Origin of the sequence: Spiribacter roseus, assembly GCF_002813635.1 — a bacterium.
GTDB classification, from domain to species: domain Bacteria; phylum Pseudomonadota; class Gammaproteobacteria; order Nitrococcales; family Nitrococcaceae; genus Spiribacter; species Spiribacter roseus.
On sequence record NZ_CP016382.1, the window covers coordinates 959,519 to 985,241 of the forward strand.

General features: G+C 65.9%; 25 protein-coding genes. 18 read left to right on the top strand and 7 right to left on the bottom strand.

What is annotated here, in order from left to right; all coding sequences use genetic code 11:
• Positions 1-34 precede the first annotated feature (34 nt).
• From BBH56_RS04770 to BBH56_RS04810, 9 genes are all read left to right on the top strand, one after another.
• Entirely contained in the window at positions 35-685 is a 651-nt protein-coding gene (locus tag BBH56_RS04770; RefSeq protein ID WP_144348374.1) for a MotA/TolQ/ExbB proton channel family protein, read from the top strand.
• On the top strand, positions 685-1,098 hold the full coding sequence (locus BBH56_RS04775; protein ID WP_144348375.1) for an ExbD/TolR family protein: 414 nt from the start codon (positions 685-687) through the stop codon (positions 1,096-1,098). The genes BBH56_RS04770 and BBH56_RS04775 overlap by 1 nt, the downstream gene beginning before the upstream one ends.
• Complete coding sequence (locus BBH56_RS04780) at positions 1,095-1,511, top strand: ExbD/TolR family protein (protein WP_144348376.1); 417 nt, start codon at positions 1,095-1,097, stop codon at positions 1,509-1,511. The genes BBH56_RS04775 and BBH56_RS04780 overlap by 4 nt, the downstream gene beginning before the upstream one ends.
• The gene (locus BBH56_RS04785) at positions 1,508-2,239 is read left to right on the top strand and encodes an energy transducer TonB family protein (RefSeq protein WP_144348377.1); all 732 of its coding nucleotides are present in this window, start codon (positions 1,508-1,510) and stop codon (positions 2,237-2,239) included. Before BBH56_RS04780 ends, BBH56_RS04785 begins: the two co-directional genes overlap by 4 nt.
• 153 nt (positions 2,240-2,392) lie before the next feature.
• Positions 2,393-3,154 (top strand): bacteriorhodopsin-like, encoded by a 762-nt coding sequence (locus BBH56_RS04790; RefSeq protein ID WP_148122114.1) that lies wholly within the window; start codon positions 2,393-2,395, stop codon positions 3,152-3,154.
• 100 nt (positions 3,155-3,254) lie between these two features.
• Positions 3,255-4,232 (top strand): polyprenyl synthetase family protein, encoded by a 978-nt coding sequence (locus BBH56_RS04795; protein WP_144348378.1) that lies wholly within the window; start codon positions 3,255-3,257, stop codon positions 4,230-4,232.
• 6 nt (positions 4,233-4,238) lie between these two features.
• Positions 4,239-5,711, top strand: coding sequence for a phytoene desaturase family protein (gene crtI, locus BBH56_RS04800; RefSeq protein WP_144348379.1), 1,473 nt, complete (start codon positions 4,239-4,241; stop codon positions 5,709-5,711).
• Positions 5,708-6,541: a phytoene/squalene synthase family protein gene (locus tag BBH56_RS04805; RefSeq protein ID WP_144348380.1), complete on the top strand. Its 834-nt coding sequence runs from the start codon at positions 5,708-5,710 to the stop codon at positions 6,539-6,541. Before crtI ends, BBH56_RS04805 begins: the two co-directional genes overlap by 4 nt.
• On the top strand, positions 6,538-7,674 hold the full coding sequence (locus tag BBH56_RS04810) for a lycopene cyclase family protein (RefSeq protein WP_144348381.1): 1,137 nt from the start codon (positions 6,538-6,540) through the stop codon (positions 7,672-7,674). Before BBH56_RS04805 ends, BBH56_RS04810 begins: the two co-directional genes overlap by 4 nt.
• Here the strand turns inward: BBH56_RS04810 and BBH56_RS04815 are convergent.
• Positions 7,659-9,404, bottom strand: coding sequence for an ABC transporter transmembrane domain-containing protein (locus BBH56_RS04815; protein ID WP_148122116.1), 1,746 nt, complete (start codon positions 9,402-9,404; stop codon positions 7,659-7,661). The genes BBH56_RS04810 and BBH56_RS04815 overlap by 16 nt on opposite strands.
• Before the next feature lie 93 nt (positions 9,405-9,497).
• On the opposite strand from BBH56_RS04815, the gene panD reads away from it, so the two are divergent.
• Entirely contained in the window at positions 9,498-9,857 is a 360-nt protein-coding gene (gene panD / locus BBH56_RS04820; RefSeq protein WP_144348383.1) for an aspartate 1-decarboxylase, read from the top strand.
• Here the strand turns inward: panD and BBH56_RS04825 are convergent.
• Both BBH56_RS04825 and fabI read right to left on the bottom strand, forming a co-directional pair.
• On the bottom strand, positions 9,854-11,281 hold the full coding sequence (locus tag BBH56_RS04825) for a bifunctional enoyl-CoA hydratase/phosphate acetyltransferase (protein WP_148122117.1): 1,428 nt from the start codon (positions 11,279-11,281) through the stop codon (positions 9,854-9,856). The genes panD and BBH56_RS04825 overlap by 4 nt on opposite strands.
• Complete coding sequence (fabI, locus tag BBH56_RS04830) at positions 11,268-12,056, bottom strand: enoyl-ACP reductase FabI (RefSeq protein ID WP_148122118.1); 789 nt, start codon at positions 12,054-12,056, stop codon at positions 11,268-11,270. Before fabI ends, BBH56_RS04825 begins: the two co-directional genes overlap by 14 nt.
• Positions 12,057-12,166: 110 nt before the next feature.
• Between fabI and ade the strand changes: the two genes are divergently transcribed.
• Both ade and BBH56_RS04840 read left to right on the top strand, forming a co-directional pair.
• Positions 12,167-13,843, top strand: a complete 1,677-nt coding sequence (ade, locus tag BBH56_RS04835) for an adenine deaminase (RefSeq protein WP_148122119.1) — start codon at positions 12,167-12,169, stop codon at positions 13,841-13,843.
• 63 nt (positions 13,844-13,906) lie between these two features.
• Positions 13,907-14,377, top strand: coding sequence for a hypothetical protein (locus BBH56_RS04840; protein ID WP_110882635.1), 471 nt, complete (start codon positions 13,907-13,909; stop codon positions 14,375-14,377).
• A gap of 29 nt (positions 14,378-14,406) precedes the next feature.
• Here BBH56_RS04840 and BBH56_RS04845 read toward each other — a convergent pair whose 3' ends face one another.
• Positions 14,407-15,291 (bottom strand): hypothetical protein, encoded by an 885-nt coding sequence (locus BBH56_RS04845; RefSeq protein WP_157809094.1) that lies wholly within the window; start codon positions 15,289-15,291, stop codon positions 14,407-14,409.
• A 50-nt stretch (positions 15,292-15,341) separates the two neighbouring features.
• Positions 15,342-15,794 carry a DUF423 domain-containing protein gene (locus BBH56_RS04850; RefSeq protein WP_144348388.1) on the bottom strand — a complete coding sequence of 151 codons (453 nt, stop codon included), beginning with the start codon at positions 15,792-15,794 and terminating at the stop codon, positions 15,342-15,344.
• Between the two features lie 44 nt (positions 15,795-15,838).
• On the opposite strand from BBH56_RS04850, the gene BBH56_RS04855 reads away from it, so the two are divergent.
• Complete coding sequence (locus BBH56_RS04855; RefSeq protein WP_144348389.1) at positions 15,839-16,717, top strand: YihY/virulence factor BrkB family protein; 879 nt, start codon at positions 15,839-15,841, stop codon at positions 16,715-16,717.
• Here BBH56_RS04855 and BBH56_RS04860 read toward each other — a convergent pair.
• Positions 16,692-17,030, bottom strand: a complete 339-nt coding sequence (locus tag BBH56_RS04860; protein WP_148122120.1) for an Hpt domain-containing protein — start codon at positions 17,028-17,030, stop codon at positions 16,692-16,694. The two genes, BBH56_RS04855 and BBH56_RS04860, sit on opposite strands and share 26 nt — an antisense overlap.
• 95 nt (positions 17,031-17,125) lie before the next feature.
• Here BBH56_RS04860 and BBH56_RS04865 point away from each other — a divergent pair, with 95 nt between their 5' ends.
• From BBH56_RS04865 to BBH56_RS04885, 5 genes are read left to right on the top strand one after another with little or no spacing between them, the layout of a single operon-like run.
• A complete protein-coding gene (locus tag BBH56_RS04865; protein ID WP_148122121.1) occupies positions 17,126-19,189 on the top strand; it encodes a putative bifunctional diguanylate cyclase/phosphodiesterase in 2,064 nt (687 codons plus the stop codon).
• The gene (locus BBH56_RS04870) at positions 19,189-20,313 is read left to right on the top strand and encodes an FIST signal transduction protein (RefSeq protein WP_148122122.1); all 1,125 of its coding nucleotides are present in this window, start codon (positions 19,189-19,191) and stop codon (positions 20,311-20,313) included. Before BBH56_RS04865 ends, BBH56_RS04870 begins: the two co-directional genes overlap by 1 nt.
• Positions 20,310-22,436 (top strand): response regulator, encoded by a 2,127-nt coding sequence (locus tag BBH56_RS04875; protein ID WP_148122123.1) that lies wholly within the window; start codon positions 20,310-20,312, stop codon positions 22,434-22,436. The genes BBH56_RS04870 and BBH56_RS04875 overlap by 4 nt, the downstream gene beginning before the upstream one ends.
• Positions 22,423-22,935 carry an oxidoreductase gene (locus tag BBH56_RS04880; RefSeq protein ID WP_198515186.1) on the top strand — a complete coding sequence of 171 codons (513 nt, stop codon included), beginning with the start codon at positions 22,423-22,425 and terminating at the stop codon, positions 22,933-22,935. The genes BBH56_RS04875 and BBH56_RS04880 overlap by 14 nt, the downstream gene beginning before the upstream one ends.
• Before the next feature lie 20 nt (positions 22,936-22,955).
• Positions 22,956-24,737 (top strand): ATP-binding protein, encoded by a 1,782-nt coding sequence (locus BBH56_RS04885; protein WP_148122124.1) that lies wholly within the window; start codon positions 22,956-22,958, stop codon positions 24,735-24,737.
• On the opposite strand, the gene BBH56_RS04890 is transcribed toward BBH56_RS04885, so the two are convergent.
• The gene (locus BBH56_RS04890; RefSeq protein ID WP_144348395.1) at positions 24,718-25,716 is read right to left on the bottom strand and encodes a helix-turn-helix transcriptional regulator; all 999 of its coding nucleotides are present in this window, start codon (positions 25,714-25,716) and stop codon (positions 24,718-24,720) included. The two genes, BBH56_RS04885 and BBH56_RS04890, sit on opposite strands and share 20 nt — an antisense overlap.
• Between the last annotated feature and the right edge of the window lie 7 nt (positions 25,717-25,723).

Here is a 25,723-nt window from a genome sequence, read left to right on the forward strand (position 1 = left end):
TCGCCGCATCGCCGCGCTGACGTATGCTTGGCGCATGACCGCAATCGATCGTCTCGTCGCCCTCTACCAAACCGGCGGACCGGTGATCGGCCTGCTGCTCGCGATGTCCGTCACCGCGCTAGCCATCGTGCTTGCCAAGATCGCGCAATCCGTGCTCACACGCAGCCATCGACTCGGCGAGGCGCGGGCCGCCGTCCATGCCTTTACCGCCGGTGACATCGATCAAGCCACCGATTGCGTCAGTGCCGCGCGCAGCCCCGCCGGGCAGCTGGTCGCCCGGGCCATCCAGGGACTGCAGAAGGCCGATACCGATGAGGCCCGACTCCGCGAGGATCTTGCCCGACTGGGTCAGGCCCAGCTGCGACGCCTGCGCGGCGGGCTGCGGCCACTTGAACTGATCGCGAGCCTCGCCCCGCTACTGGGACTGCTCGGCACCGTGCTCGGCATGATCGATGCGTTCCAGGCGCTTGAGCAGACCGGGACTGGCAGCGACCCGGCAGTGCTCTCAGCCGGCATCTGGCAGGCCCTGTCCACCACCGCCGTGGGGCTGGCGGTCGCGATCCCGGCGGTGGCCGCCGCGACCTGGCTGGAAGCACGCGTCCAGCACCTGGGCGAGGAAATGGACAGCCTGGTCACCGAGCTCTTCACCCGGCGTCCAGCGCGGCTCGATCAACGGGCCTCGTAATGGGCGCTGGCCCCCGAATTGCCCTCGATACCCCACCGCGTCACACACTGATCCGCCTGACGCCACTGATCGATGTCATTTTTATCCTGCTGATATTTTTCATGCTCGCCTCGACGCTCGAATCGCGCGAGCAGGTAGCCGTCGGTATCGCCCCGCCCGCCGGGGCCGGCACGACCGCCTCTGACATCCTGCGGGTCAGCCTCGAGCCCGATGCCGCGATCATTGAGGGGCGGCGCGTGCCCGCTGCAGGAATGATGGATGCCGTTGAGGCGGCCGTGAATACGCGCGATGTCCGCGGCATCCACCTCCAGCCGCGGGCGGGTGTCTCGTTACAGACCACACTTGAAGCGCTCGGTGAAATGCAGCGCCTTGATATCGAGGTCTCGCTACTGAAAAACGGGGAGGACGCATGATCGGACTGCAGACTCCCCCTCGGCGGCGATCCGCCGACCGCGAGGCCGGTCTGCTGCCACTGATCAATGTCGTGTTCCTGTTGCTGGCGTTCTATCTGATTGCCGGTCACCTGAGCCCATCGGCACCGTTTGCCGTCACGCCCCCGGAACACGACGGTGCCGCCCTCGAAACCTCGGCGGACACTGTCATCCACATCGCGCGGGACGGCTCGGTGGCGATCGACGGCGAGAGGGTCGATGCCGACGCCCTCTCCCGGTCCATTGCCGCCATGGACCGTCAGGGCGCCCGGGGCGTCGCGACGATCCGCCTTGTCGCCGATGCGCGGGCTGACGCCGCCCAGGTTGTGGCAATCCTCGGCCGGCTGCGCGATGAGGGTGTCGAGACGGTGGACCTGGTCACCCGAGCGCCATGAACCGCGGCGGCGGGATCTGGATCGTGGCTTTTCTGCTGGCGGGCCTGGCCCATGCCGGGCTGCTGGGGCTTACTCCACCCCTCAGTCCGCCGGAATCGCGGGCGCCGGGCGCTGCCGACGATCGGCTGCGGATCGAGCTTGGCGCGGCACCCTCTCGATCCATCGCCGAGACGCAAAAGGCCATTGCTGAGGCGCCAGAGCCCGCGCCCAAACCAGAGCCCCAGCCCGATCCTCAGCCAGAGCCCCAGCCTGAGCCTGAGCCTGAGCCTGAGCCTGAAGCAGAGCCCTCCCCCGCCCCGGCACTTGAACCTGAGCCTGAACCTAAGACAAGCCCCCAGACCCAGACGTCTGCGCCTGCGCCGTCGCCTCCCCCGGCTCCGTCCGACGCGGGCGAGCCGGTCCCTGGCAAGGGCAGTGCGGCGGCGCGGCGTGATTACCTGCAGACATTGCGGACCTGGCTGTCGAAGCATCAGCGCTATCCGCGGCGGGCGCGCCTGCGGGGGCTCGAAGGCGACGCGGTTGTTCGCCTGCGTTTCGACGGCGACGCCACCCTCGCGAGCGCCAACGTTGCGGAGGCTACCGGGCACCGGTCCCTGGACGAAGCACTGGCCGCGATGCTCAGGCGTGCACAACCGCTTCCCGCCCCACCCGATGACGCCGATGTCGCCGGCCGGACCATCGACGTTCCGGTCCGTTTTTCACTGCGCGATGACGGCGGCGATTTTTGATCCAGATCAAGCTTGATTCAGAACACACAGGCGGTTTTATTGTCACTGGGCTGATGGGGTGAATCGCCGCACCAAAACAGTGCAAATGCCCGATTGACCTGCATCACAGCCGGGCGTATGTTTCGTCTTGATTCCAAAAGGAGGAAATCAACCATGGATCTTTCAACTCTCAGCGTGGGTCAGTACGACTTCATTGCAAATGCCTTCTCGTTTGGCTTTGCAGTGATGGCGGCCGCGACCCTTTTCCTGTGGTTCTCCCGCAGTCAGGTAGCTCCCGCGTACAAGATGGCCGTGACGATCTCCGGTCTCGTGACCGCCATCGCCGGCTATCACTATCTGCAGATCATGCTGTCGTGGGATGCGGCCTTCTCCGTGACCAACGGCACCATCGAAACCACGGGCTATGCCTTCAACCAGGCGTATCGCTACGTCGACTGGCTGCTGACCGTGCCGCTGCTGCTTGTCGAGCTGATTCTCGTCATGCGCCTGTCGCGGAGCGAGACGGTGTCCAAGAGCGTGACGCTGGGTGGTGCCGCCGCTCTGATGATCATCCTCGGGTATCCGGGCGAAGTGGCCGAAGGTGGCGCAACGCGCTTCCTGTTCTGGGTCCTGTCGATGATTCCGTTCATCTACATCGTCTACCAGCTGGTGGTTGGCCTGAAGGGCTCGATCAGCAAGCAGCCGGAAAACGTCCGCGGGCTGATCAACGGCGCTGCCACACTGGTGGTCGTGTCCTGGCTGTTCTACCCGATCGTGTTCCTGTTCCCGCTGATCGGCCTGACCGGTGGCGCCGCCATCACGGCCGTGGAAGTGGGCTACACGGTTGCGGATATCGTGGCCAAGGCCGTGTTCGGCATCCTCATTCTGATGATTGCCATGCGCAAGTCGGAAGCCGAGGGCAAAGCCAGCGCCTGATCGGGATCACCCGATCGGCCGGCATTGCCAATGCTGAGCCTGTGGATGCCGGACGCTGTCCGGCATCCACTTCCCCGGACAAAGCGTGAGGATCAACTCCGTGGCCGCAGTCGACGTCAGCCAACAGCAAAGCACCGACGCAGAGGCATCCGCCCTGTCGAACGGTCTGACGCACGCGCCCACTCCTGCGCCCCTGTCCACCGTCGATCAGTGCATGATCGATGCCCTCGCTCATCTGCGGCCGACGCCGGCCCGGGATGCGGCGATCTATCACCTCAACACCGGTGGCCATCGGATGCGGGCAAGACTGGCGCTCGCCAGCAGTGCCGGCCGACTGGACACGCACGACAGCACAGCGGCTGCCGCCGCCTGTGAACTGCTTCACAACGCATCACTGATTCATGACGACATCAGTGATCACGATCTCTACCGGCGCGGACAGGCGTCCGTCCGGTCCCTCTATGGTGACGACGTTGCCCTGTGTGCGGGCGACCTGTTGTTAACCACCGCTTATCAGATTGCAGCCGGTATGCGCGACGCCGACACGTCGCGGCGGCTCATGGCCGCCATGGCCGACTGCACCGCGCGCGTGATCGGCGGGCAGAGCGTTGAACTGGCCGGGCGCGAAAGGCGCCGGCCGGTGAGCCGCCGCGACTATCTGGCCGCGACACGCGAGAAGACCGCGCCGCTCATCGAGCTGGCACTGAATGTCGGGGTCCAGACCGATGCGGGCGCCACCGCGCCGCTCGAGCGCGGGCGTCAGCTGGCCGCAGCGATCGGTCTGGCTTATCAGATCCTCGATGATCTCGACGATCTGCAGACGACCGACAACCCGGATCGACTCCACCCGCTACATGCCTGGCGCCATCATCAGCCGCCCCGCAGGCAGAGTGGCGACACCCGCGAGTCAACGCTGGCGCGCTGTCTCCGGCATGTCCGTGCCGCCCTTGACCGCGCGGAACGACTGACCGGGCATCTGCCGGCCCCACTCGCCCACGATGTCCGAGAACTGCTGCAGCGACTCGCCGACCAGTCCCGGGTCGTCTCCCGGCGCGCACTGACACAACACAAGGGGTAGAGCCCTATGCATTCCCTGGTGATGGGCGGCGGATTCGGCGGCATCGCGGCCGCTCTGCGTCTCCGCGCCCGTGGTCACGAAGTGACGCTGATTGATCGCTGCCCCCGACTGGGCGGACGCGCCCAGGTGTTCGAGCGCCACGGATACCGCCACGATGCCGGTCCCACCGTGATCACGGCGCCTTTTCTGTTCGCCGAGCTGTTCGAACTGTTTGGTGAGTCACTGCACGATCACCTTGAGCTGCGCCCACTCGATCCCTGGTATCGATTTCGCTTCCCGGACGATTCGTCGTTCGACTATGGACCGGGCATCGAGCGCATGGAATCGGAGATCGCGCGTTTCAATCCGGCCGATGTCGCCGGCTATCACGGGCTGCTCGCGGAATCCCGTGAACTGTTCGAGATCGGTTTCCGCGAGCTGGGCTATCAGCCCTTCCATCGGCTTTCGTTCATGGCCCGCCAGATCCCGCGGCTGTTGCGGCTGCGATTTGACCGCAGTGTCTGGACGATGGTGGCCCGCCACATCAAGCATCCCTACCTGCGGCGGGCACTATCGCTGCAACCGTTGCTGGTCGGCGGCAACCCGTTTGATACCACCTGCATCTACGGGCTGATCCACTATCTCGAGCGGGAATGGGGCGTGCATTTCGCCATGGGTGGCACCGGGGCGCTGGTCGGTGAGCTCGCCGGTCTGCTCGAGCGCCAGGGCGTGCGCGTCGAAAACGGCCGCAGCATCACCGCCGTGCACCGCGAAGGCCGCCGCATCACGGGCGCCAGTGTCGATGACGGCCGCACGCTGAAGGCCGATCACTTCGTCTCCAATCTCGACCCCATGCATCTGTACGGGGAACTGATGGATCCGGCGCCACTGGCCGCCCGGGTCAAGCACCGGCTGGCACAGACATCGATGGGCCTGTTCGTCCTGTACTTCGGTACCGACTGCACCTATCCCGACGTAGCCCATCACACGATCTGGCTGGGTGACCGCTACCGTGAACTGCTGCGGGACATCTTCGACCGCAAGATCCTCTCCGAGGACTTCTCGCTGTACCTGCACCGGCCGACTGCCACCGACCCCAGCTTTGCGCCGCCCGGCCATGACAGCTTCTATGTGCTGGCCCCGGTGCCCAATCAGCTGGGCGATATCGACTGGGCCAGCGAAGGCCCGCGCCTGCAGGCCCGCATTGTCGAGGCGCTCGAGGCCACGCTGATGCCCGGCCTGAGCACGCATCTGCGCGCCGCGTTCTACATGACGCCTGATGACTTCCGCGAGAACTACCAGAGCGTCCACGGCAGCGGATTCACCCTCTCCCCGCTGTTCCGCCAGTCGGCCTGGTTCCGGTTCCACAACCAGGCCGAGGGGCTGGATAATCTTTATCTTGTGGGCGCTGGCACCCACCCGGGCGCCGGCATGCCCGGCGTGCTGTCGAGCGCCAAGGTCCTCGAGCGACTGTTCCCTGAGGGCGTGGAGGCGGCGTGAAGCCGCGTGAGGTCCTCGCCCGCCACGGCAGCAGCTTCCACATGGCGAGCCGGCTCCTGCGCCGGCAGGACGCCGATGATGTCGCCACGCTGTATGCCGTCTGTCGGCTGATCGACGATATCGCCGATGAGTCCGCCAATGGCGCGGGGCAAATTGATCAATTCGTCGAGGCGCTCACCGACGACCGGCCTGAGGCCGTCCCCGTTGATGGGTTCGCGGCCCTTGTCCGTCGCCGGCAGATGGCGCTCGCGCCGTTGGTGGTCCTGGCGCGCACCGCCGCGCAGGAGGCACGCGACGGCCGGTTGATCGAGACCGAAACCGAGCTGATTGATTATTGTTATGGGGTCGCCGGCACCGTGGGCGAACTCATGTGCCCCCTGCTGGGCGCCGATCCGGTGCGCGGCCGGGATGCCGCGGTGGCCCTTGGTATCGGCATGCAACTGACCAACATCGCCCGGGATGTGCTTGAGGACGCCCAGCGCGGGCGGCGCTATCTGCCGGCGGCCTGGGTGGGCGAGCGCAGCCCCGCGGTCATTGCCAACGCCGCCGGGGCTGACCGGGCGCCGATCCAGGCCGCGATTGGTCGGGTGATCGAGCGTGCCGAACGTGAATACGCCCACGCCGAGACCGGTTTCAGCCTGATCCCATGGCGTAATCGCCTGGCGATCCGGGTGGCCGCACGGCTCTATCGCGCCATCGGGTTGCAGGTGCGGGCGAATGGCTGTCGCTATTGGGAGGGCCGTATTTCGCTCACCCACGCCGCCCGCCGGCGGCTGGCGCTGAAGGCCCTGGTACGGCCCGCCACCGACCGCCCCTGCATCGCGCCATGAAACGCTTCGACATTGCCCTGATCGGCCTGGGGGCGGCGACCATGAGTCTGGCCGTCCGCCTCGTGCTGCGGGGCTACCCGGGATCGATCGCCATCATTGAGCCGCGTGAGCAACCCTGTGATGACCGGACCTGGTGTGGCTGGCGGCTCGCAGAGCATCCTTTCAGCGCCCACGCCACTCGCACCTGGTCGACATGGGCGGTCAGTGATGGCGGACAGTCCGTGATCAGGGGCAGCACCCGGACACCCTACGAGATGCTGCGGGCGTCAACGGTCCAGCGCCAGGCGCTGGATGCCATCGCGACGCGACCCGACTGGGCCCTGTATGCCGGGCGATCCCTGATATCGGCCGACATGGATGACACGCGGTGGATGCTGCAGCTGGATGATGGCGGCTCGATCATCGCCGATCGGGTGCTGGACTCGCGCCCACCGGCACTGACACTCACGCGACCCTGGGTGTGGCAGAGTTTCGTCGGTCGCGAACTGGTGGGCCCCGATCTTCCCGATGACAGTCCCGTGCGGCTCATGGACTTTCTGGATGACCCGACGCCGTTACTGACGTTTGTCTACGAGCTGCCCATCGCACCGGGCCGACGGCTGATTGAACTGACGCGATTTGCCCCGCAGCGCCCGTCGCTGTCCGCCCTTGGCGCACGACTGGACGGCCTCCTTGCCGATCGGGGCCTGGCTGATCACACCATCGCCCGTGAGGAGTCGAGTCATCTGCCGATGACGCCCGTGCCGCCCTACAATCAAGACGGCTGGATGCGCGTCGGTACCGCCGGTGGCAGTATGCGGCCGGCCACCGGTTACGCCTTTCACGGCATCCAGCGCTGGGCGGATGATTGCGCCGATGCCCTCATGGCCGGCCGATCACCGGTCGCCCCGGCACGACGCCGGGGCATGGACTGGCTGGATGGCGTGTTCCTTGAGTCGCTCTGGCGGCATCGCCCGGCCGGCACGGCGGGTACGCCTTTCGTCCAGTTATTCGAGCGCACACCCGCTGAATCAATGGTCCGCTTTCTAATGAGTCGGCCACAACTTGCGGATATTTATAAGATTCTGAGGGCCCTGCCGCCCGCTCCGATGCTGCGGGCGGCACTCGCCCATTCCCGTCAGGCGATGGACTGAAACTGCAACGCCGCCAGATGCGCGTAAAGGCCGTCGCCCGCAAGCAACTGATCGTGGGTGCCCACCGCGCGCACCTGCCCCGCCTCGAGCACCGCAATGCGATCGGCGTTACGCACGGTCGCCAGCCGATGGGCGATGACCACGCTGGTGCGCTTGGCCATCAGGCGCGTGAGCGCGGTCTGCACCTGGCGCTCGCTCTCGGCGTCGAGGCTGCTGGTGGCCTCATCGAGCAGCAGCAACGCCGGATCGCGGAGGATGGCCCGGGCAATGGCGATGCGCTGTCGCTGCCCGCCCGAGAGCTGCACGCCGCCGGGTCCAATGTGCGTGTCGTAACCGTCAGGAAGCGCCTCGACAAAGCCCTCGCAGTTCGCCGCCCTGCCCGCCTCGACGATTTTCTCGCGCGCCGCGGCGGGATCGCCGAAGCGGATATTCCCGGCAATCGTGCCGGTGAACAGCACCGGCTCCTGCGCCACCAGCGCCATACGCCGGCGTAGCGCCGCCGGATCGGCGTCGCGCAGATCCACGCCATCGAGTCGCACGCGTCCCGCGGAGGGATCGTGAAAACGCAGCAGAAGGCTGATCAGCGTGCTCTTACCCGCCCCCGAAGGCCCGACCAGTGCCACGGTCTCCCCCGCGCGGATCTCAAGGTTGACGCCGGCAAGCGCCGGCGGGTCGGGCCGTGTGGGATAGCGGTACTCCACCGCCTCGATGACCACCTCACCCCGGCCGGGCACCGGCAATGCCACCGGATCGGCCGGCGGTCGGATGGCGGGCACCGCGTCAAGCAGTTCAAACAGCCGTTCCGCGGCGCCGGAGGCCCGGAAAAGCTCGCCCGCCACCTCCGAGAGCACCCCGACGGCCCCCGCGGCCAGCACCGCGTAGAAAACGAATGCGGAGAGCTCGCCGGCGCTCATCGTGCCGGCGATCACGGCATTGCCGCCGCGCCACAGCACAAAAGCGACGCCCGCAAACGCCAACAGCAGCGCCACTGCGTTCAACCCGGCGCGCTGGCGGATGCGCTGGATCGCAATGCTAAAGGCATCCTCCACCCGGTCACGAAAGACCCGTCGGTCTTCGGCCTCATGGACGAAGGCCTGAACCGTCTCGATGCCACCCAGCGTCTCGCCGGCGTAGCTCCCCACCTCGGCGATCCGGTCCTGGCTGAGGCGCGAGAGGCGGCGCACGCGCCTGCCATAGATGAGCATCGGCGCCACCACCACCGGGATCCCGATGATGACCATGGCACTCAGCGTGGGCTGGGTGACCACCAGCATGATCAGCGTGCCGATCAGCAGCAGCGCATTGCGCAGTGCCATGGAAAACGTTGAGCCGAGTACGCTCTGCAACAGCGCGGTGTCGGTGGTCATGCGCGACTGGATTTCGCCGACGCCGTTACGCAGATAGAAACCGGGGTCAAGATCCAGCAGGCGCTCGAAGACGTCCCGGCGCAGATCCGCCGCGACCCGCTCGCCAATCCACATCACCCAGTAAAAGCGCATGGCCGACGCCACCGCCAGCACCAGCACCACGCCGGCGGTGATCATCAGGGCGCGATCAAGGGCAGCGCCCGTGCCATTGGCAAACCCCTGGTCAATCACCAGTCGCAGGCCCTGGCCGATGGCCAGTACACTCGCGGCGGCCACGATCAGCGCTGTGCCGGCCACCAGGGCCTGGCGCCAGTACGGGCGCAGATACCCGGACAACCGCAGCAGTCCACCAAAGCGCCTCATCCGGGCGCTCCGCGTGGGATGATCTCGTCAGCGAACAAACTGTGCATTACCATTGATCCTGTAATGAGAGACGACAAGGCCACGAGTAAAGCAATGATGATTTCGGTCCTACAAGCCAAAATCCACGCGGCGACGGTGACGGATGCCAACCTCGAGTACGAGGGCAGCATCACCATCGATTCGACCCTGCTCGAGGCCTCAGGGTTGCTTGCCCATCAGCAGGTGCATGTCTACAACATCACCAATGGTCATCGATTCGAGACTTACATCATCCAGGGCGAGCGCGACAGTGGCGCCATCACCATCAATGGCGCCGCCGCCCACCTGGCCGGTCACGGAGACCGGGTGATCATCGCCGCCTACGCCCAGATCGATGCCGACGCCGCCCCAAGCTGGGTACCGACGCGGGTTTTCGTCGACGACGACAACCGACCCAAAGCGCTGGGCGATTAGCTCATCGCCGCCGCCATGGCGCTCTGCCCGGAACGGGCCCGATGGTCGAGGTAGCGATGCATCAGGGCGATGCCAGCAATCCGGCTGGCGACATCATCGTCCCGGGCGCTCATCACCACCGGCAGTCTCAGACCCAGTAAAAGCCCGGCACCGCGGGCGTCGGCGAGGTGGCTCAGCTGCTTGACAAGCATGCTGGCGGCCTCCAGATCGGGCGCGATCAGCACATCGGCGCGCCCGGCAACCGGCGACTCCAGCCCCCGTGCCCGGGCCGTGGCCGCGGAAATGGCCGCGTCAAAGGCCATGGGGCCGTCAATGATCGCGTGCTGCACCTGGCCGCGATCCGCCATCTTGCAGATGGCCGCCGCATCCAGCGTCGAGCTCAGCTTGGGGTCGATGGCCTCGGACGATGAAAGCATGGCCACGCGGGGTTCATGAATGCCGAGCGCATGGGCGAGCCCGGTGGCATTGCGGACGATATCGCGCTTCTCGAAAAGACCGGGGTGGATGTTGACCAACGGATCGGCGATCAACAGCGGGCGCGGATAGGTCGGCACGTCATAGGCCATGACCTGGCTGGGTGTCCGCTCGGTGCGCAGGCCGCCAGCCGGATCAATCAGCTTGCCCAGCAGCTCCTCGGTGGCGAGCCCGCCCTTGATGAGCGTCGCCACATCGCCGGCGGCCGCCATGCCCACCGCCGTCTGCGCCGCACCGTGGCTGTGCCGGGTGGCGATCTGCTCATAACCGCTGATATCGACACCGGCGTCATCGGCGGCGGCCTGCATGCGCCCGCCTGGCCCCACCAGCACCGGCCGGATCAGCCCCTGACGGACGGCTGCATCCAGCGCCTGCATGCTCTCGATATCCACCGGATGCACCACCGCCGCGGTGACGGGCGTCGCATCGCCGGTCTCAGCGAGCGTTTCCGCAAGCTTGCCCTGTTCCGCCAGGCGGATCGAGGGCATCACGGCCCGGGGCCGGCTGACCTTTTCGGTGGGCGCCAGCACGCGTGCCTCGCCGTCGAGCACCAGGGCGTCTTCCTGATTGCGGCACTCGCAGGCGAATACCACCTGGCCCTTTTGCTCATCCTTCTCGCGGACGGTCACCCGCACGCGGATCTGGTCACCCAGCGTTACCGGTGCCCGAAAGCGTAGCGTCTGACCCAGATAGATCGTCCCCGGCCCCGGCAGTTTCGTCCCCAGGACCGTCGAGATCAGCGCCCCGCCCCACATGCCGTGGGCTATCAATTCATGGAAGCGACTGCTGCGGGCAAACGCCTCGTCGACATGGGCGGGATTGACGTCCCCCGACATCACCGCGAACAGCTTGATGTCATCCATGGTCAGGCGCTTTTCAAGGCTGGCCGACTCGCCGATCTCGATCTCATCGAAGGTGCGGTTCTCGATCAGCGCCTCAGAACTGGACATGGTGTCCCCCATCAACGTAGTGAGTGCCACCGGTCACACCTGCCCCGGCATCGGAGATGAGGTAAGCGGCCGTCTGACCCACCTCGTCGGTGGTGACCAGCCGACGCAGCGGCGCGTGGGCCTCGCCGTCCGCCGCCAGCGCTTCAAAGTCCTTCAGCCCGGAGGCGGCACGGGTGCGGATCGGCCCGGGAGAAATGGCGTTGACGCGGATACCGCGGGGCCCGAGCTCGGTGGCCAGGTAGCGTGTGGATGCCTCCAGCGCCGCTTTGACCGGGCCCATCAGGTTGTAATTTTCCACCGCCTGGTGAGCGCCGTGATAGCTCATGCAGATCAGGCTCCCGCCGTGGTCCATCAGGGGCTCGGCCAGTCGCGCCATGCGCACGAAGGAGTGACAGGACACATCCATGGCCAGCGCGAATCCCTCGCTGGAGGTGTCGGTGAGACGGCCCTGCAATTCCGCGAGCGGGGCGAAGGCTATCGAATGAATGACAAAGTCCAGCCGGCCCCAGCGAGCCCGTGCCCGATCAAAGAGCGCCTCGAGCGAATCATCATCCTGCACATCGACAAGCTGGTATTCGGGATTGCCCATTCCCTCGGCCAGCGGCATGACAAAGCGCTCGGCCTTTTCACTGGCATAGGTCACGATGCACTCCGCGCCCTGCGCGGCCAATGCCCGAGCACAGCCATAGGCGATGCTGTTCTCATTGGCCAGGCCGGTCACGATGCCCACACGACCGTTCAGCAAAAAGGCCCCGGCGCCGGTTGAATCAGTCATCAGTCACTCCCTAACGCTCATGTTGCAGTGCACACTTAACAACATGTGCTGATCATCCGCAATCGTGGACGGGGTATCTGGCCGTCGACCTCGCGGCCTATACTGACCCCATGCAACGCCGCACCCAGAACATTCGCGCCAACCTTATCGACATTGATCATCGCCGCATCTATGCCGCCAGCGTGCACTGGGAAGACGGGCATATTGTGGCGATCGCCGTCCTCGGTGCCCCGGATCCGGCCCTGGATTACCTCCTGCCCGGGTTTGTCGATGCCCATGTGCATGTCGAGAGCACGATGCTGACACCGGCCGAGTTCGGCCGCATTGCCAGCCGTCACGGCACCGTGGCGGCGGTCACGGACCCCCATGAAATCGCCAATGTCCTGGGCGCGGACGGTGTCCGTTACATGGCCGAGGACGCCCGCCGCAGTCCGATCCCGATCCATTTCGGGGCCCCCGCCTGCGTGCCGGCCACCCGCTACGAAACATCCGGCGCGGAACTGTCCGCCGAGGCCATCGAGACCCTCCTGCACGAGGGCAGCGCCGGGCATCTCGCCGAGGTCATGGACTTTCCGGGGGTGCTGGCCCGCGAGCCCGGCCTGATGGCCAAAATCGAGGTCGCCCGGCGTTGGGGCCGCACCATCGATGGCCATGCACCGGGGCTGACCGGTGCAGCGGCACGCGACTACGCCGATGCCGGCATCCACAACGATCATGAGTGCGCCACCCGCGAAGAGGCCGAGGCCAAGTTGGCCGCCGGTATGCATCTGGTCATCCGCGAGGGCTCCGCGGCGAAGAACTTTGACGCGCTCCACCCGCTGATCGACCGGTTCCCCGGTCAGATCATGTTCTGCACCGACGATCTGCACCCCGATGACCTGGTCACCGGCCACATCGACCGCATCGCCGCACGGGCCATCCAGGCCGGTCATGACCGCTTCGATGTCCTGCGCGCCGCCTGCAGCAATCCGGTGGCGCACTACCGAATGGACGTCGGCCAGCTGCGGGTCGGCGATCGCATGGATGCGATTACGGTGACGGACCCGGATCAACTCAATGTGGTCACCACCTGGGTGGCGGGGACACGCGTTGCGCAGCAAGGCCGCAGCCTCACCGCGCATCGCCCGGCGACACCCAGCAATCGGTTCAATGCCGCACCGATATCGGCGCGCACACTGACCGAGGCGCTGCCCACGGGCGATCCGGACGACGCGTCCCGGCAGTTGCGGGTCATCGAATGCCGCGATGGAGCACTTGATACCCGGGAGTGCCATCTGCCTCCCAGCTGGCAGGGCGATCACCCCGTCCCCGACCCGGATCGCGACCTGCTTTTGCTGACCGTGGTCAACCGCTATCACCCCGCCCCGCCGGCCGTGGCGTTCATCCGCGGCTTCGGGCTGACCGATGGCGCCATCGCCGGGTCGATTGCGCATGACTCGCACAACGTGATCGCGGTCGGCAGTCATATCCAGTGGGTCAGCGAGGCCGTCAACGAAGTGATCGACATGCAGGGCGGGATCGCGGCGGTGGGCGGTGCCGGTCGCGACCGATTGCCACTGCCCGTGGCGGGGCTGATGAGCACCGCCGATGGCGACACCATGGCCGCGCGACATCACGCCATGGTGTCACTGGCCCATGCCATGGGCAGCCCGCTGAGCGCACCCTTCATGACCCTGTCATTCATGGCCCTGCTGGTCATCCCGGCGCTCAAGCTGAGTGACCAGGGCCTTTTTGACGGCGAGCGCTTTGAGTTCGTGTCGCTGCTGACGCCACCCCTGAGCAGCTGATCACAGTCGCCCCCGGCGGATCCTGACACGCTTCGGCCAACATCCCCGGCAGGAGCGCACCCGATGGCCCGTGACTATATCCGCCCCGAGATATCCGAGCGTCTCTACCAGGAACTGGCCGGCGGTCGGCAATTGTTGATCAATCCGCGCAAGGCCGATCTGCTGCTGGCCCTGGATGCAGTCCAGCACTCGGCACGCAAGCGCCGCCTGACCGAACCAACCGTCCTCCGGGGCTGGCGGCGTTTTCAAAGCGGCGAACGGGATCCGCTGGCCCTCGCCACCCAGACGCGCGCGCCGGCCCACTACCAGTGGCCCGTCGAGTGCACGATCCTGCAGGCGGTCACGCTCACCCCCCGCCTCACCGGGGCCCTGCTCGAGCGCGCCGCCATTCAACCGGGTGAGTCACTGGAGTGGCCCATCCCACTGGAGGCCGAGGCCGGGCGGGCGCGCCGCAATGCGATGGTGACGGCCTTCTGGATGCACCTGAGCGATGAGGATATCCGGCAGCTGGATCGCTATACCGCAGCGGCCTGAAGCCACCGCCCGGTGGTGGATGGACGCGGCTAGTCCCGCATTGCCTGCACCGCCATCGCGGCGTTGGCCCGTGCCCCCGAGGTGGCCAGCAGCTGGCGGGGTAGATCGGGCATCCGCCGGCCGAGCCTTGCCGGAACACTGGCCCGGTAGCAGCACTGCCCCGCCTCGGTCACCGACCAGGCACCGATATGCGGGGCACCGGTGGCGGTCTCCCACTCCTGTTGGTTGAGCGCATCGCAGTAGGCGGCCAGCGCCTCCGCATCGGTATCGGTGGCGGGCATTTCAAGGCGATACTCAAGCCCGCGGCCAACGCGGGCATTGTTGCCCTGCACGGCGATTCCGATTCTTGCCCCGCGAACGCCAGGCCATCCCAGGGGCTGCGCCCACAGGCTGTCGGCCGTGCGTCGTAGCACGCGCCAGCCGTCGGTCTCGGTGGGGCGGATGCCCTGGATGCTATTGCGCCAGACGCCCATGCCGGCACGCGCCAGGGTGCGTTCGCCGGCAACGCAGTCGACGAACAGGTGCCCCCCGGCGTCCGTGACCGCAAGGCGCACCAGGTGGCGCCCGGTGGCCGACCATGGCACCTCACTGTCAATGCAGATGCGACTGCCGAGAACCACCGCTTCAACGCCGCCGGGCGCGCGTGACTGCACGGCACCGATCGCGCACTGGGGGTTGAGCCGATAGGCGCGCATACGCGGATTGGAGGGCGCGGTAATATTGCCGTTGAGCGTGGTGCTGACGTCAACGGCCGGATAGCGGACGCCGGCATCCACGCCCACGCCGTGAACCCGCCGCAGTCTGATGTCACTGCTGGTCTGCTCGCGCTGGACCTGGAGCATGCGATCGTTCATCGCAACGCGGGTGTCGGGCTCGCGCTCCAGCAGTTCGGCTAGTTCTTCAAGCAGTGCCAAGCCGGAATCAACCATGAGCGACAGGCAGGCTGACGGTTCTCATCGCCGGTTTACCGGGCCTTCCAGCCCGCCCAGATCAGGGCAAGCCAGGCGCCCATCAGCAGCGTACCCCCCACCGGTGTGAGATACGTGATGGCCATGACGTCGAGGGAGACCGCCAGGTAGATACTGCCGCTGAAAAGCACCGTGCCCACCACCATCAGCCACGCGGCAATCTGCACACGCCCGCGGGTGGCGTCGGCAAGCGGCAGGCCGAGGCCGAAGGCGAGCGCCAGCAGCGCCACCGCATGGACCTGGTTGTAGCGCACGCCGGTCATCAGATAACGGAAGTATTCCGCGTCCACCGCCGGGCGGATGGTATGTTCGGCGATGGCCCCGAAAGCCACCGACACAAGCCCGATTAGACCAGCCAGTAAAAGAAAGACACGCACTGAGTATTCCCCTCGACGCCTGAACGGGATGGTGGGTTTGTCGTCCGTGCCGGGTATGATACCGACGTCCATGCGAAAATTCCCGAAGCCGGCAATCGATGGCGGAATCCGCGACCATGCCCCTTAAAACCGTCAGCAAGAACGCCCTGCGGGTCATCCTCGAGGCCGGCCGACTCTGGCAGTCGCACAACGCCCTCGGCAGTGCCGGTGCACTCGCGTTCTACACGCTCTTCTCGCTCGCCCCCATTCTGATCCTGATGATCGCCGGAGCCGGTATGGTGCTGGGACCCGAGGCGGCGCAGACGCGTATCGTCGCGCAGGTGCAGGCGCTGATCGGTCCCGAAGCCGCTCAGGCGGCCCGCGAAATGGTGGCGCAGGTGCGCATCCAGCGCGGCGGCTGGCTGCCCACCCTGGCGGGGCTGGCGGCGATGGCGGCGGGCGCGACCGCGGTGTTCGCCCAGCTGCAGCGCTCGCTGAACGCCATCTGGGAAGTGCCGCCGCAGGCCACGCGCCGCCGGCAGCTGCTGGTGCTGGTCCGTCACCGGCTGGTGTCACTGGTCATCGTGGCCCTGTTCGGGCTGAGCTTCCTGATCTCGCTGGCCTCGTCGGTGGCGCTGAAGGCCATCGCGCATTTCGCGTCCGACTGGCTGGCGTTTGACATCAGCCTGATCGCCCCGCTGGAGGCGGCGTTCACGGTATTGCTGATGACGCTGTTGTTTGCCGCCATGTTCCGGTTTCTGCCCGACACCCGGATGGCGTGGCGCGACGTCCTGCCCGGCGCGCTGATCACCGCCGTGCTGTTCATGCCGGGTCGGCAGCTGATGGCCACCTATCTGACACTGACGGCGCCGGGGTCAGCCTATGGCGCCGCCGGCTCGCTGGTGGTTCTGCTGTTGTGGATCTATGGCTCGGCCCTGATCCTGCTGTTTGGTGCGACGCTGACGCGGGCCATGCAGCTGTGGACGCCCCTCAGCGCGGCGACTCGAGCGAATTGATCGCGGATTGCAGCGCTGCGGCCAATTCCTCGATGAGCGCCTCATCGAGCTCGCCGTCGCCCGATTTAAGGCGCCGGTCCACCGCCGTCGCACTGGCTTCGAGACGTTTCGCGCCCACCGATCCCGCTGATCCCTTCAGTGAGTGCACCTGCCGGGCGACCGCCTCATCGGGCTCACCGCGCAGGTGATCCGGCAACGCCGCAAAGTCCTCCCTGAGCTGTTGATGGAATACGGCCAGCACCGATTCATACAGCGCCGCGTCGCCATCCACACAGGCCAGCCCCGCTTCGCGATCGAAATCTTCGGAAAACATATGCTTGGCGTACCCTTCTGCGTCCACGGCGTATTACAACGCCCTTTGCCGAGTTTACACTACCCGAGATCACTAGCGCCCGACGGGAAAATTTGATGCTGCGCCCACAGACAATCCTGATCGTGGATGATGACCCCACCATCCAGCTCATGACCTCAGCCGGTCTGAGCAAGAATGGCTATATCATCCAGCAGGCCGACAATGCCGATCAGGCGCTCGCCTCGATGCAGACGGATGCGCCGGATCTGGTGTTGGCGAGCGTCAACCTGCCGGGTCGCGACGGGTTCGCGTTCATCGAAACGGTCCGCCTCGGGCAGGCCGGCCCGGCCAACCGCGATGTGCCGATCCTGATCCTGACCGCCCTGGATGACACGCCGTCCATACACCGGGCATTCACCGTCGGCGCGACCGATTTCATCACCAAACCGGTCAACCTGGCGCTGCTCATCGAACGGGTCAAATACGCCCTTGCGGCCGCGGAACGGGCCCAGGCGCTGGCCGACGCCCAGATCGAGCAGGCCACCGCCTGCCGGATGGCACGGCTCGGCTTCTGGCGCTACGACCCGGCGACGGGGCATCTGCAGTGGTCGGCCGAGGCGGCCGATCTGCTCGAATGCGAGGGATTGCCGGCCAGCCGCGAGGCGCTGATTGAACAGACGGCCGACAACGACCGTTACCGGCTGGAGGCGGCCCTTGACTCGGCCGTCGCTGGCGGCCGCGGCGTCGACGTCGAGTTCACCCTGTGGCTGCGCGACGACCAGCCGACCATCCTGCGACTGCAGAGTGAGGCCGGCGCCGGCCCGTCCTGGCTGATTGGCGCCTTTCAGGATGTGACCGCGCTGCGCGCTTTCGAGGATCGAGCGCGTTATCTCGCCGAATACGACGAACTCACCGATCTGCCACGGCGACGGCTGTTCAACCGACTGCTCGGCGACCGCATCCGCCAACACGGCCTGCAACACTGGTCGATCACTGCCATCGGCCTCACCGGACTGAGTCGGGTCAACACGCTGCTGGGCATTAATGCGGGGGATCAGGTCGTTGCCACCTTCGCCCAGCGTCTCAAGGAGATCCTGCCCCGCAATGCGCTGGTGGGACGGCTGGAGATCGACACCTTCGTGGTCGCCGCGCCGGTCGCCGCCGTTGATGGGCCGGCTGACACCCATGAACAATGGCTGGCGCCGCTGGCCCGTTCGCTGTCCGTGGCCGGCGAAGAGGTGTTTGTGGACTTCTCCGCCGGCACCAGCCTCCATCCGGATGATGCCAGCGACGCTGACACACTCATCAGTCACGCGCAGCAGGCCCAGCAGTTCAGTCGCAGCCGTCGCGGCCAACCCCGCGTGATGTTCTATCGGGACATTGGCGCGGTGGATGAAACCGGCGTGCTGAGCCTTGAAAGCGATATCCGCAAAGCCCTGGGCCAGGCCCAGTTCTTTCTCGTCTACCAGCTCCAGCAACCCCTCAGCGGTGGGCGTTTCAACGGGGTGGAGGCGCTGCTGCGCTGGCGTCACCCGGTCCATGGGGTGATCCCGCCGGCCCGCTTCATCCCCCTGCTTGAGGAAAACGGGCTGATCGCGGAGGTCGGGGAGTGGGTGCTCGATGAGGCCTGCCGGCAGCTGGCGATCTGGCATGAATCAGACGCAGGACTGGTGATGGGCGTGAATATTTCGGCCCAGCAGTTCGAGCGCGGGGACCTCGCCGAGCGCATCACCCGCATCGCCCGTCGCCACCACATCGATCCACGGACGCTCGAGCTCGAGATCACCGAAAGCATGGCCATGCAGGACCCGGATGCCAGTCAACGCACCCTCGAGAAACTCCGCGCGGCCGGATTCCGGCTCGCCATCGATGATTTCGGCACGGGTCACTCGTCGTATGAATCGCTACTGCGGTTTCCGATGGATACGCTCAAGATCGACCGGCGCTTTATTGAGGCGGTGGCCGATGATCCGCGTAACCGCTCGGTCATCCGCTCAATGACGCTGCTGGCCGATGGGCTCGGACTGAAGACCGTTGCCGAGGGGGTCGAGACCCAGCGCCAGCGCGACTACCTGCATGCCCTTGAAATCGATGCCATCCAGGGGTTCCTGATCCATCGGCCCATGGAAGCAGACGCCTGTGCCGGTCTACTGGCCGCCCTGTCAGAGGAGGAGGACTGATGCACGTCGAATTTGATCCCACCGGCACGGTGACGGGCCTTGGCGAGGCCATCAACCGGCTCCACACCGACCCGACCGTGCGCGCCGCGCTGGTGTTTGCCGCGGATGGCAACGACCTGCCGGCCGGGGCGATGAACGACGCCATCAGCGCTTCGCCGCTGCCCTTGCTGGGGGGGATCTTCCCGGCCGTTGCCCATGCCAGCAAAAACCACGAGCAGGGCACCCTGGTGGTGGGCCTCGATCACCTTCCGGACTACGGTGTCATAGACACCCTGAGCGCGCCCGACACGGCGTTCGAGCCGGCCATATCAGCCTTCGCGGACACCTGGCCCGACGAACCCCGCGACGCCACCTATCTGGTGGTGGTCGATGGCCTGGCCGCCCGCACCAGCGACCTGATCGAGGCGCTTTTCTTCAGTCTTGGCCTCGAGCACAACTTTATCGGCGGGGGCGCCGGCTCACTGAGCCTGCAACAGTCGCCCTGCATCATCACCCCTGAAGGGCTGCATGCCGACAGTGCCCTGGTAGCCCGGCTGGCGCTGCCCAGTGCCATTGGCGTCAGTCATGGCTGGCAGCCCATCAGCGAGACCATGACCGTCACCGAAAGTGAGGGCAATCGGGTCAGGACCATCGACTGGCAGCCGGCGGCCGAACTCTATGCCCGCGAGGTCTTCGCCCACGGGGGCGAGCGGATTGACGCGGATAACTTCTTCTCGATCGCCAAATCCTATCCGCTGGGCATCGCGCGCTACGGCGCGGAGGTGGTGGTCCGCGACCCGCTGATGATGAATGACGCGGGAGAAATCGTCTGTGTGGGTGAAGTGCCCGCCGGCTGTCGCATCCGGCTGCTCAATGGCGACATGGATACCCTGCTCACCGCGGCCGGTCATGCACGGAGCGAGGCCATCACGGCGCACCCGCAGCACTCCATCGACACCGCCCTGCTCTTTGACTGCATCTCACGGGTGCTGTTTCTGGATGCCGACCTGGATCGCGAACTGGATGCCGTGGGGGGCGGTGCGCCGGTCCACGGCGCGTTCACCCTGGGCGAAATCGCCAACAGCGGGCGCGACTATCTTGACTTCCTCAATAAAAGCATCGTCTACGCGATCCTCGATCAATGAACGACCGGATGCGCTCATCCCACACCCACGGCATCCCCGAATCGGATCTGCTCTACGAGATCTCGATCTCCATCGGTCAGAGTCTCAAGCTCGAGGAGATGCTCACCGAGAGCCTGCGGAAGATGCTGCGCATCCTCAACTGCGTGAGCGGCTGCGTGCTGCAGTACACGCCGCCAGCCGCCGCGGGCGATCCTGGTTCATCCATGCTGGAGTGGCGCTATTCACTGGCATTGCCGCGCACGCTGACCCGACAGTCCGATTTCCAGCAGCTCATCGACTGGCTGGAACTCCCCGATCGGGACACTGCGCTGCCCCGCCTGACTGATCGTCTACCCGCCCGTCTCCCCAATCGCGCCGGCGACGGCGAGGACTATGTCCTGGATCTGCCGAATTTCGGGATCCTGCTGCTGCGGCGGCGCGGCAGCGGTTTTACGCACAGCCTGCTGATGTCACTGGCAGGGCTGATGGAAAAACTCGCCAATGCCGCCCGGGCCTGCCTGTACGAAAGCGAGCTGCAGTACCAGATCGACCAGGCGCAGGCGGCGAGCCGCGCGAAGAGCCAATTCCTGGCCAATATGAGCCACGAAATCCGGACTCCCATGAATGGCGTGCTCGGGATGCTCGATCTGCTGGCGGAGACGCCACTTCAGACCGACCAGCGCCAGTACATCGATCTGGCCCGCAACAGCGCCGATCATCTGCTTGAAATCGTCAACCTGGTCCTTGATCTGTCGAAAGTCGAAGCCGACAAGCTCGAACTCCGCCCGCAGAACTGCGATCTCCCTACCCTGATCGGTCAGATCGTTCAGGCGCATACCCCTCGGGCCCTGACCCGTGGGGTTCGCCTGTACTGCACCCTCGACCCGCAACTGCCCCGATGGCTGATGCTGGACCCGGTACGTCTGCAGCAGATCGTCGACAACCTGCTCAGTAATGCGTTGAAGTTCACCGATGAGGGCCATGTCGAACTGAGCGTCGGGATGGCGACGGCGTGCAGCCCGCGTACGGATGGCGTGCTGCCGGTCGCGTTAACGGTCTCGGATACCGGAGTCGGCATTTCGCCCCATCGCCAGCGCCATGTGTTCGATGCGTTTGAACAGGCCAGCAATGCCAATGACCGCCCGTTCGAAGGCACCGGACTGGGGCTCGCCATTACCCGGCAACTGACTCAGTTGATGGGCGGCCAGATCACGATGACCAGTGAGGAAGGTCGAGGGACGGTCATGCGCGTCGACCTGCCCCTCCGCCCGGCGGATGCACCACAGGAAGAGGCCGGCGGCGCCAGCGAGCCGAAGGGACGGCGCGTTCTGATCATCGATGATGACCCCCGAGACCGCGCTCTGGCGCGGACCCTGCTCGAAACCCTTGGGGTCGAGGCGGTGGAAGCCCGCGACATCGGCGGGGCGGCGGCTGCCGCCCGCTCAGCATTCGATATGATCCTCATGGATGCCCGGCTGAGTGCGATGGCCGATGCCGACAACGCCCTCGGACCGATCCGCGCCCTGCAGACCGCCGGCACGCCCCTACGGCTGGTCACCGGCACGCTGGATGCGGAGGCGGCCCGACAGGCGGACTGGTTGGGGGTGCCACAACCGCTGACCAAGCCGCTGTCACTGCAGACGCTCCTGACGCTACTGCAGACATCCGCCCCGGACCCGGCGCAATCCCCCGGGTCAGCTGAAAGTCGCGATCAGCGCCTCGCCGGCCTGCATGTCCTGCTGGCCGAAGACAACTCGGTCAACCGGTTGTTGGCCGAGAAGCTGCTCGAGAAAAATGCCCTGTCGTTCGAGACCGCCACCAATGGTGAGGAGACCGTGGCGCGCTTTCAGGAAGCGCGGTTTGACGTCATTCTCATGGACATCATGATGCCCGGCATGGATGGCGTTGAGGCAGCGCGTCATATCCGGGACCTGGAGCGGCAGGCGCAACGCCCGCACACCCCCATCGTGGCCGTGACCGCCAATGCCATGCAGGGCGATCAGGCGCATTACGCAGCGGCGGGGATGGAGGGCTATGTCACCAAGCCGCTCAATGCCGACCGGCTCAAAGCCGAAATCGACCGGGTCTGTCAGGCAGCAGCCGGTCGCCCAACCGAGGAGGAGACTTCCAGTGACCCGATCTAGATCCCCCGCCGCACTGATCGGCATCCTGGCGCTGCTGGGCCTCTGGAGCGCCCCCGCCAGCGCCCTGGAGGCGCCGGAAGGCCGGGCCATCCTCACGGTCAGTGGGGATATCGGCACCACCAACCAGGGCGATCAGGCGGTATTCGACGCCGCGATGCTCGCCGAACTCGAAGGTCGGACACTGGAAACGGAAACGCCCTGGCATGAGGGCGTCAGAACCTTCAGCGGCCCGCTCGCCCGGGCGGTGCTGGAGGCGGTGGACGCTGGCGGTGAACAGGTCACCGCAATCGCCCTTAACGACTATAGCGCCGAAATCCCGGTCAGCAACTTCCGCGATTATGACGTCATCCTCGCCACCCACAAGGACGGCGAGCGCATGAGTGTGCGCGAGCGCGGGCCGATCTTTGTCATCTACCCGTTCGATCGCCACCCGGAACTCCACCGGGAGACGATCTACGGACGTTCTGTCTGGCAGGTCAACCGGCTTCGCGTCGAATAGACGCCGGGCAGGGTGCTCATGTGGGCCTGACGTTCCATAAACGCTTCTCGACCCTGATCGCGCTGGGTGTGCTGTTCTTTGCCCTGATGGCGGTCGGGGTGATGATGCTGCAGAAACAGCGGGCGCTCGACGACGTGCTCCTCGAGGATGCGGTCTGGGCCACGTTCCAGCTCGACCGCGAACTGAAGAGTCTGCGGATTTCGCTGCTGAGTGCGACGCCCGCGACGATTGCTGACGTCAAGCTCGACTACGACATCCTCTACAGCCGCATCAATGTCCTCGAGCGCGGTCAGGTGGCCGACCTGATTCAGTCGGTCGAGGTTCGCGAGAGCAATATCAACGCCCTGCTCGAGCGCATCAAGTCACTTGACGGGCGGATCAGTGCGTTGAGCGCAGAGAATCTCAGCGAGCGCCGGGAACCGATTCTGGCAACGCTGCGGCAGATCCAGACCGGTACGCGGGATCTCATCCTCTCAACCAATCGGCATTTTGCCGGCGAGCGCCAGAAAAGCCGTGAAGGGCAGATCCGGATGATTCAGACGGTGCTGGTTCTTGCCGCATTGGCAATGCTGGCCGGTCTGCTTCTGGTCCGACAGCTGCGCCGTCAGCGCACCTCGCTGGAGGCCTCCAACCGCGAGCTGGAGGCGGCTCGGGCCGAGGCCGAGCAGGCGAGCCAGGCCAAGACGGAGTTCCTGGCGGTTATCAGTCATGAGGTGCGCACGCCGCTGAACGGCATTTTCGGCCTGACCGACATGATCCAGCAGGAGCTCACTCCGCAGTCCCGCGCCTATCGCTATCTGCAGACGCTGCGGGCCAGTGCGGATGCCGTTTTCACGGTGGTCAACGACATCCTCGATTACTCGCGCATTCGCGCGGGCAAACTCGCCCTGACGCCCCGGCCATTCTGTCTGGATGACTTCCTCGAGACCCTCTGCCGGGGCTACCGGATCCAGGCCCAGAGCGCTCCAGTGGCTTTCCGCTGCGATTATCCCGAAGCGCTGGGTGACGTCCGCGGCGATCCCGATCGGCTGCGCCAGGTACTGATGAACCTGCTCAACAACGCGTTCAAGTTCACCGAACGCGGTCATGTCGCGCTGACCGTCGAGGCCGAGCCAGCCACCGATCACGTTGATCTGCGCTTTCATGTGACCGACACCGGCTGCGGGATCCGTCCCGAGGATCAGGCAACGCTTTTTCAGCCCTTCTCCCAGGTCGACACATCGCTGACCCGGGCCCATGAGGGCTCAGGGCTGGGACTGGTGATCAGTCGCGAGCTGATCGAGCAGATGGGCGGTGCGATCCACATTGACAGTGAGCTGAACCAGGGCAGCCACTTTGCGGTGCACCTGCGACTGCCGATCGTCGTTTCATCGACACCGCAGGCCTCGCCGGCTGACCCGCTCGTCCCCGGTGCGGAAGCGACCCGAACCGGCCGGATCCTGGTGGTGGAGGACAACCCGGTCAATCAGCTGGTGGCGCGCGAGATGCTCTCGAACCTGGGGCATTCCGTCGTCGTGGTTGAAAATGGTCGCGAGGCGCTCGATCAATTCGCAGCCGAGACCTTTGATCTGATGATCATGGACATGCAGATGCCGGTCATGGATGGGCTTGAGGCCACACGCCGGCTGCGGGCGCAGGGTGCGACACTGCCGATCATCGCCATGACCGCGAATGCCCTGGGTGAGGACGAGCAGCGCTGTCTGGATGCGGGCATGCAGGCGGTGGTCAAAAAGCCGGTCAATGCCGGCGAACTGAGCGCCACGCTCCAGCGCCATCTGCCGGTCAGCCCGGATAGCGGCTGAGCGCGCGGGCAAGCCGGTCGGCGATGTCACCGCGAAGCGCCGGCGGGCCGTTGACTTCGACCTGATCCCCCAACCCCAGTAACCACCAGCGCAGCTGGGCGGTATCAGCAACTCGAGCGGTCAGGCGGATGCGCCCGTCATCGGTGTCCTCCAGCTGCTGGGTCTCGCTGAGCGGTGTCTCTTCCAGATGGACCGCCGTGGCAGGCTCCAGCAACAGTTCCAGGGCCAGGGGCTCGGCGCTCAGCTGAAAATCCAGGGCACCGGCGCGCACATACGCCATCAGATCAAAATCCGCCGGTCGCTCGACCGCCTCCGCGCAGGCACTTGCCGATTGCATGCGGTGCAGCGCCATCTGCACCACCCCATCGCGGCCGGTGCGCGTGCAGATCAGATACACCACGCCATCCCGAAAAACGATCCCCAGCGGATGCAGACGATAATCGCGGACCGCCCCGTCGTAGCGGCGCTGGTAGCGGGCGTCCAGTTGCCGGTCATTGAACAGGGCGGCGTACACCGTCTCGAGAATGTCTGGATCGATGTTCGGCGCAATCAGGGTCTGCCCCCGCGGCACCACATGAATCTTGTCCGGCCAGGTGCGCACCGGGCTGGCGGTATCGGCCAGGACATCGGCGGCACGCTGCAGATAGGGCTCGAGCGCATTCAGGGTCGCCGGCGCCATGAGCTGACCCGAGAAATGCTCGGCGAGTTTGAAGGCGAGCGCCGTCTGCGGCTCCATACCGGGGATGTCGAGCTGGATGGCGTCGCGATCCCAGGACCAGCCATGGGGCCGCGAGCGGTCGTCCAGCGACAGGCCGAACAGCTCGCCGGAGAGTCGCAGCAGATCCCGCTGCACGGTGCGCTCGGTGGTGGGGTAGCCCTGATCGGCCAGGCGATCACGCAGCGCCTGCGCGGTAATCTTGCGCGGATAGCGCGGTATGTGCCGAAGCATGAGCCATTGACGTAACAGGGTGTCGGTCATCGCGATT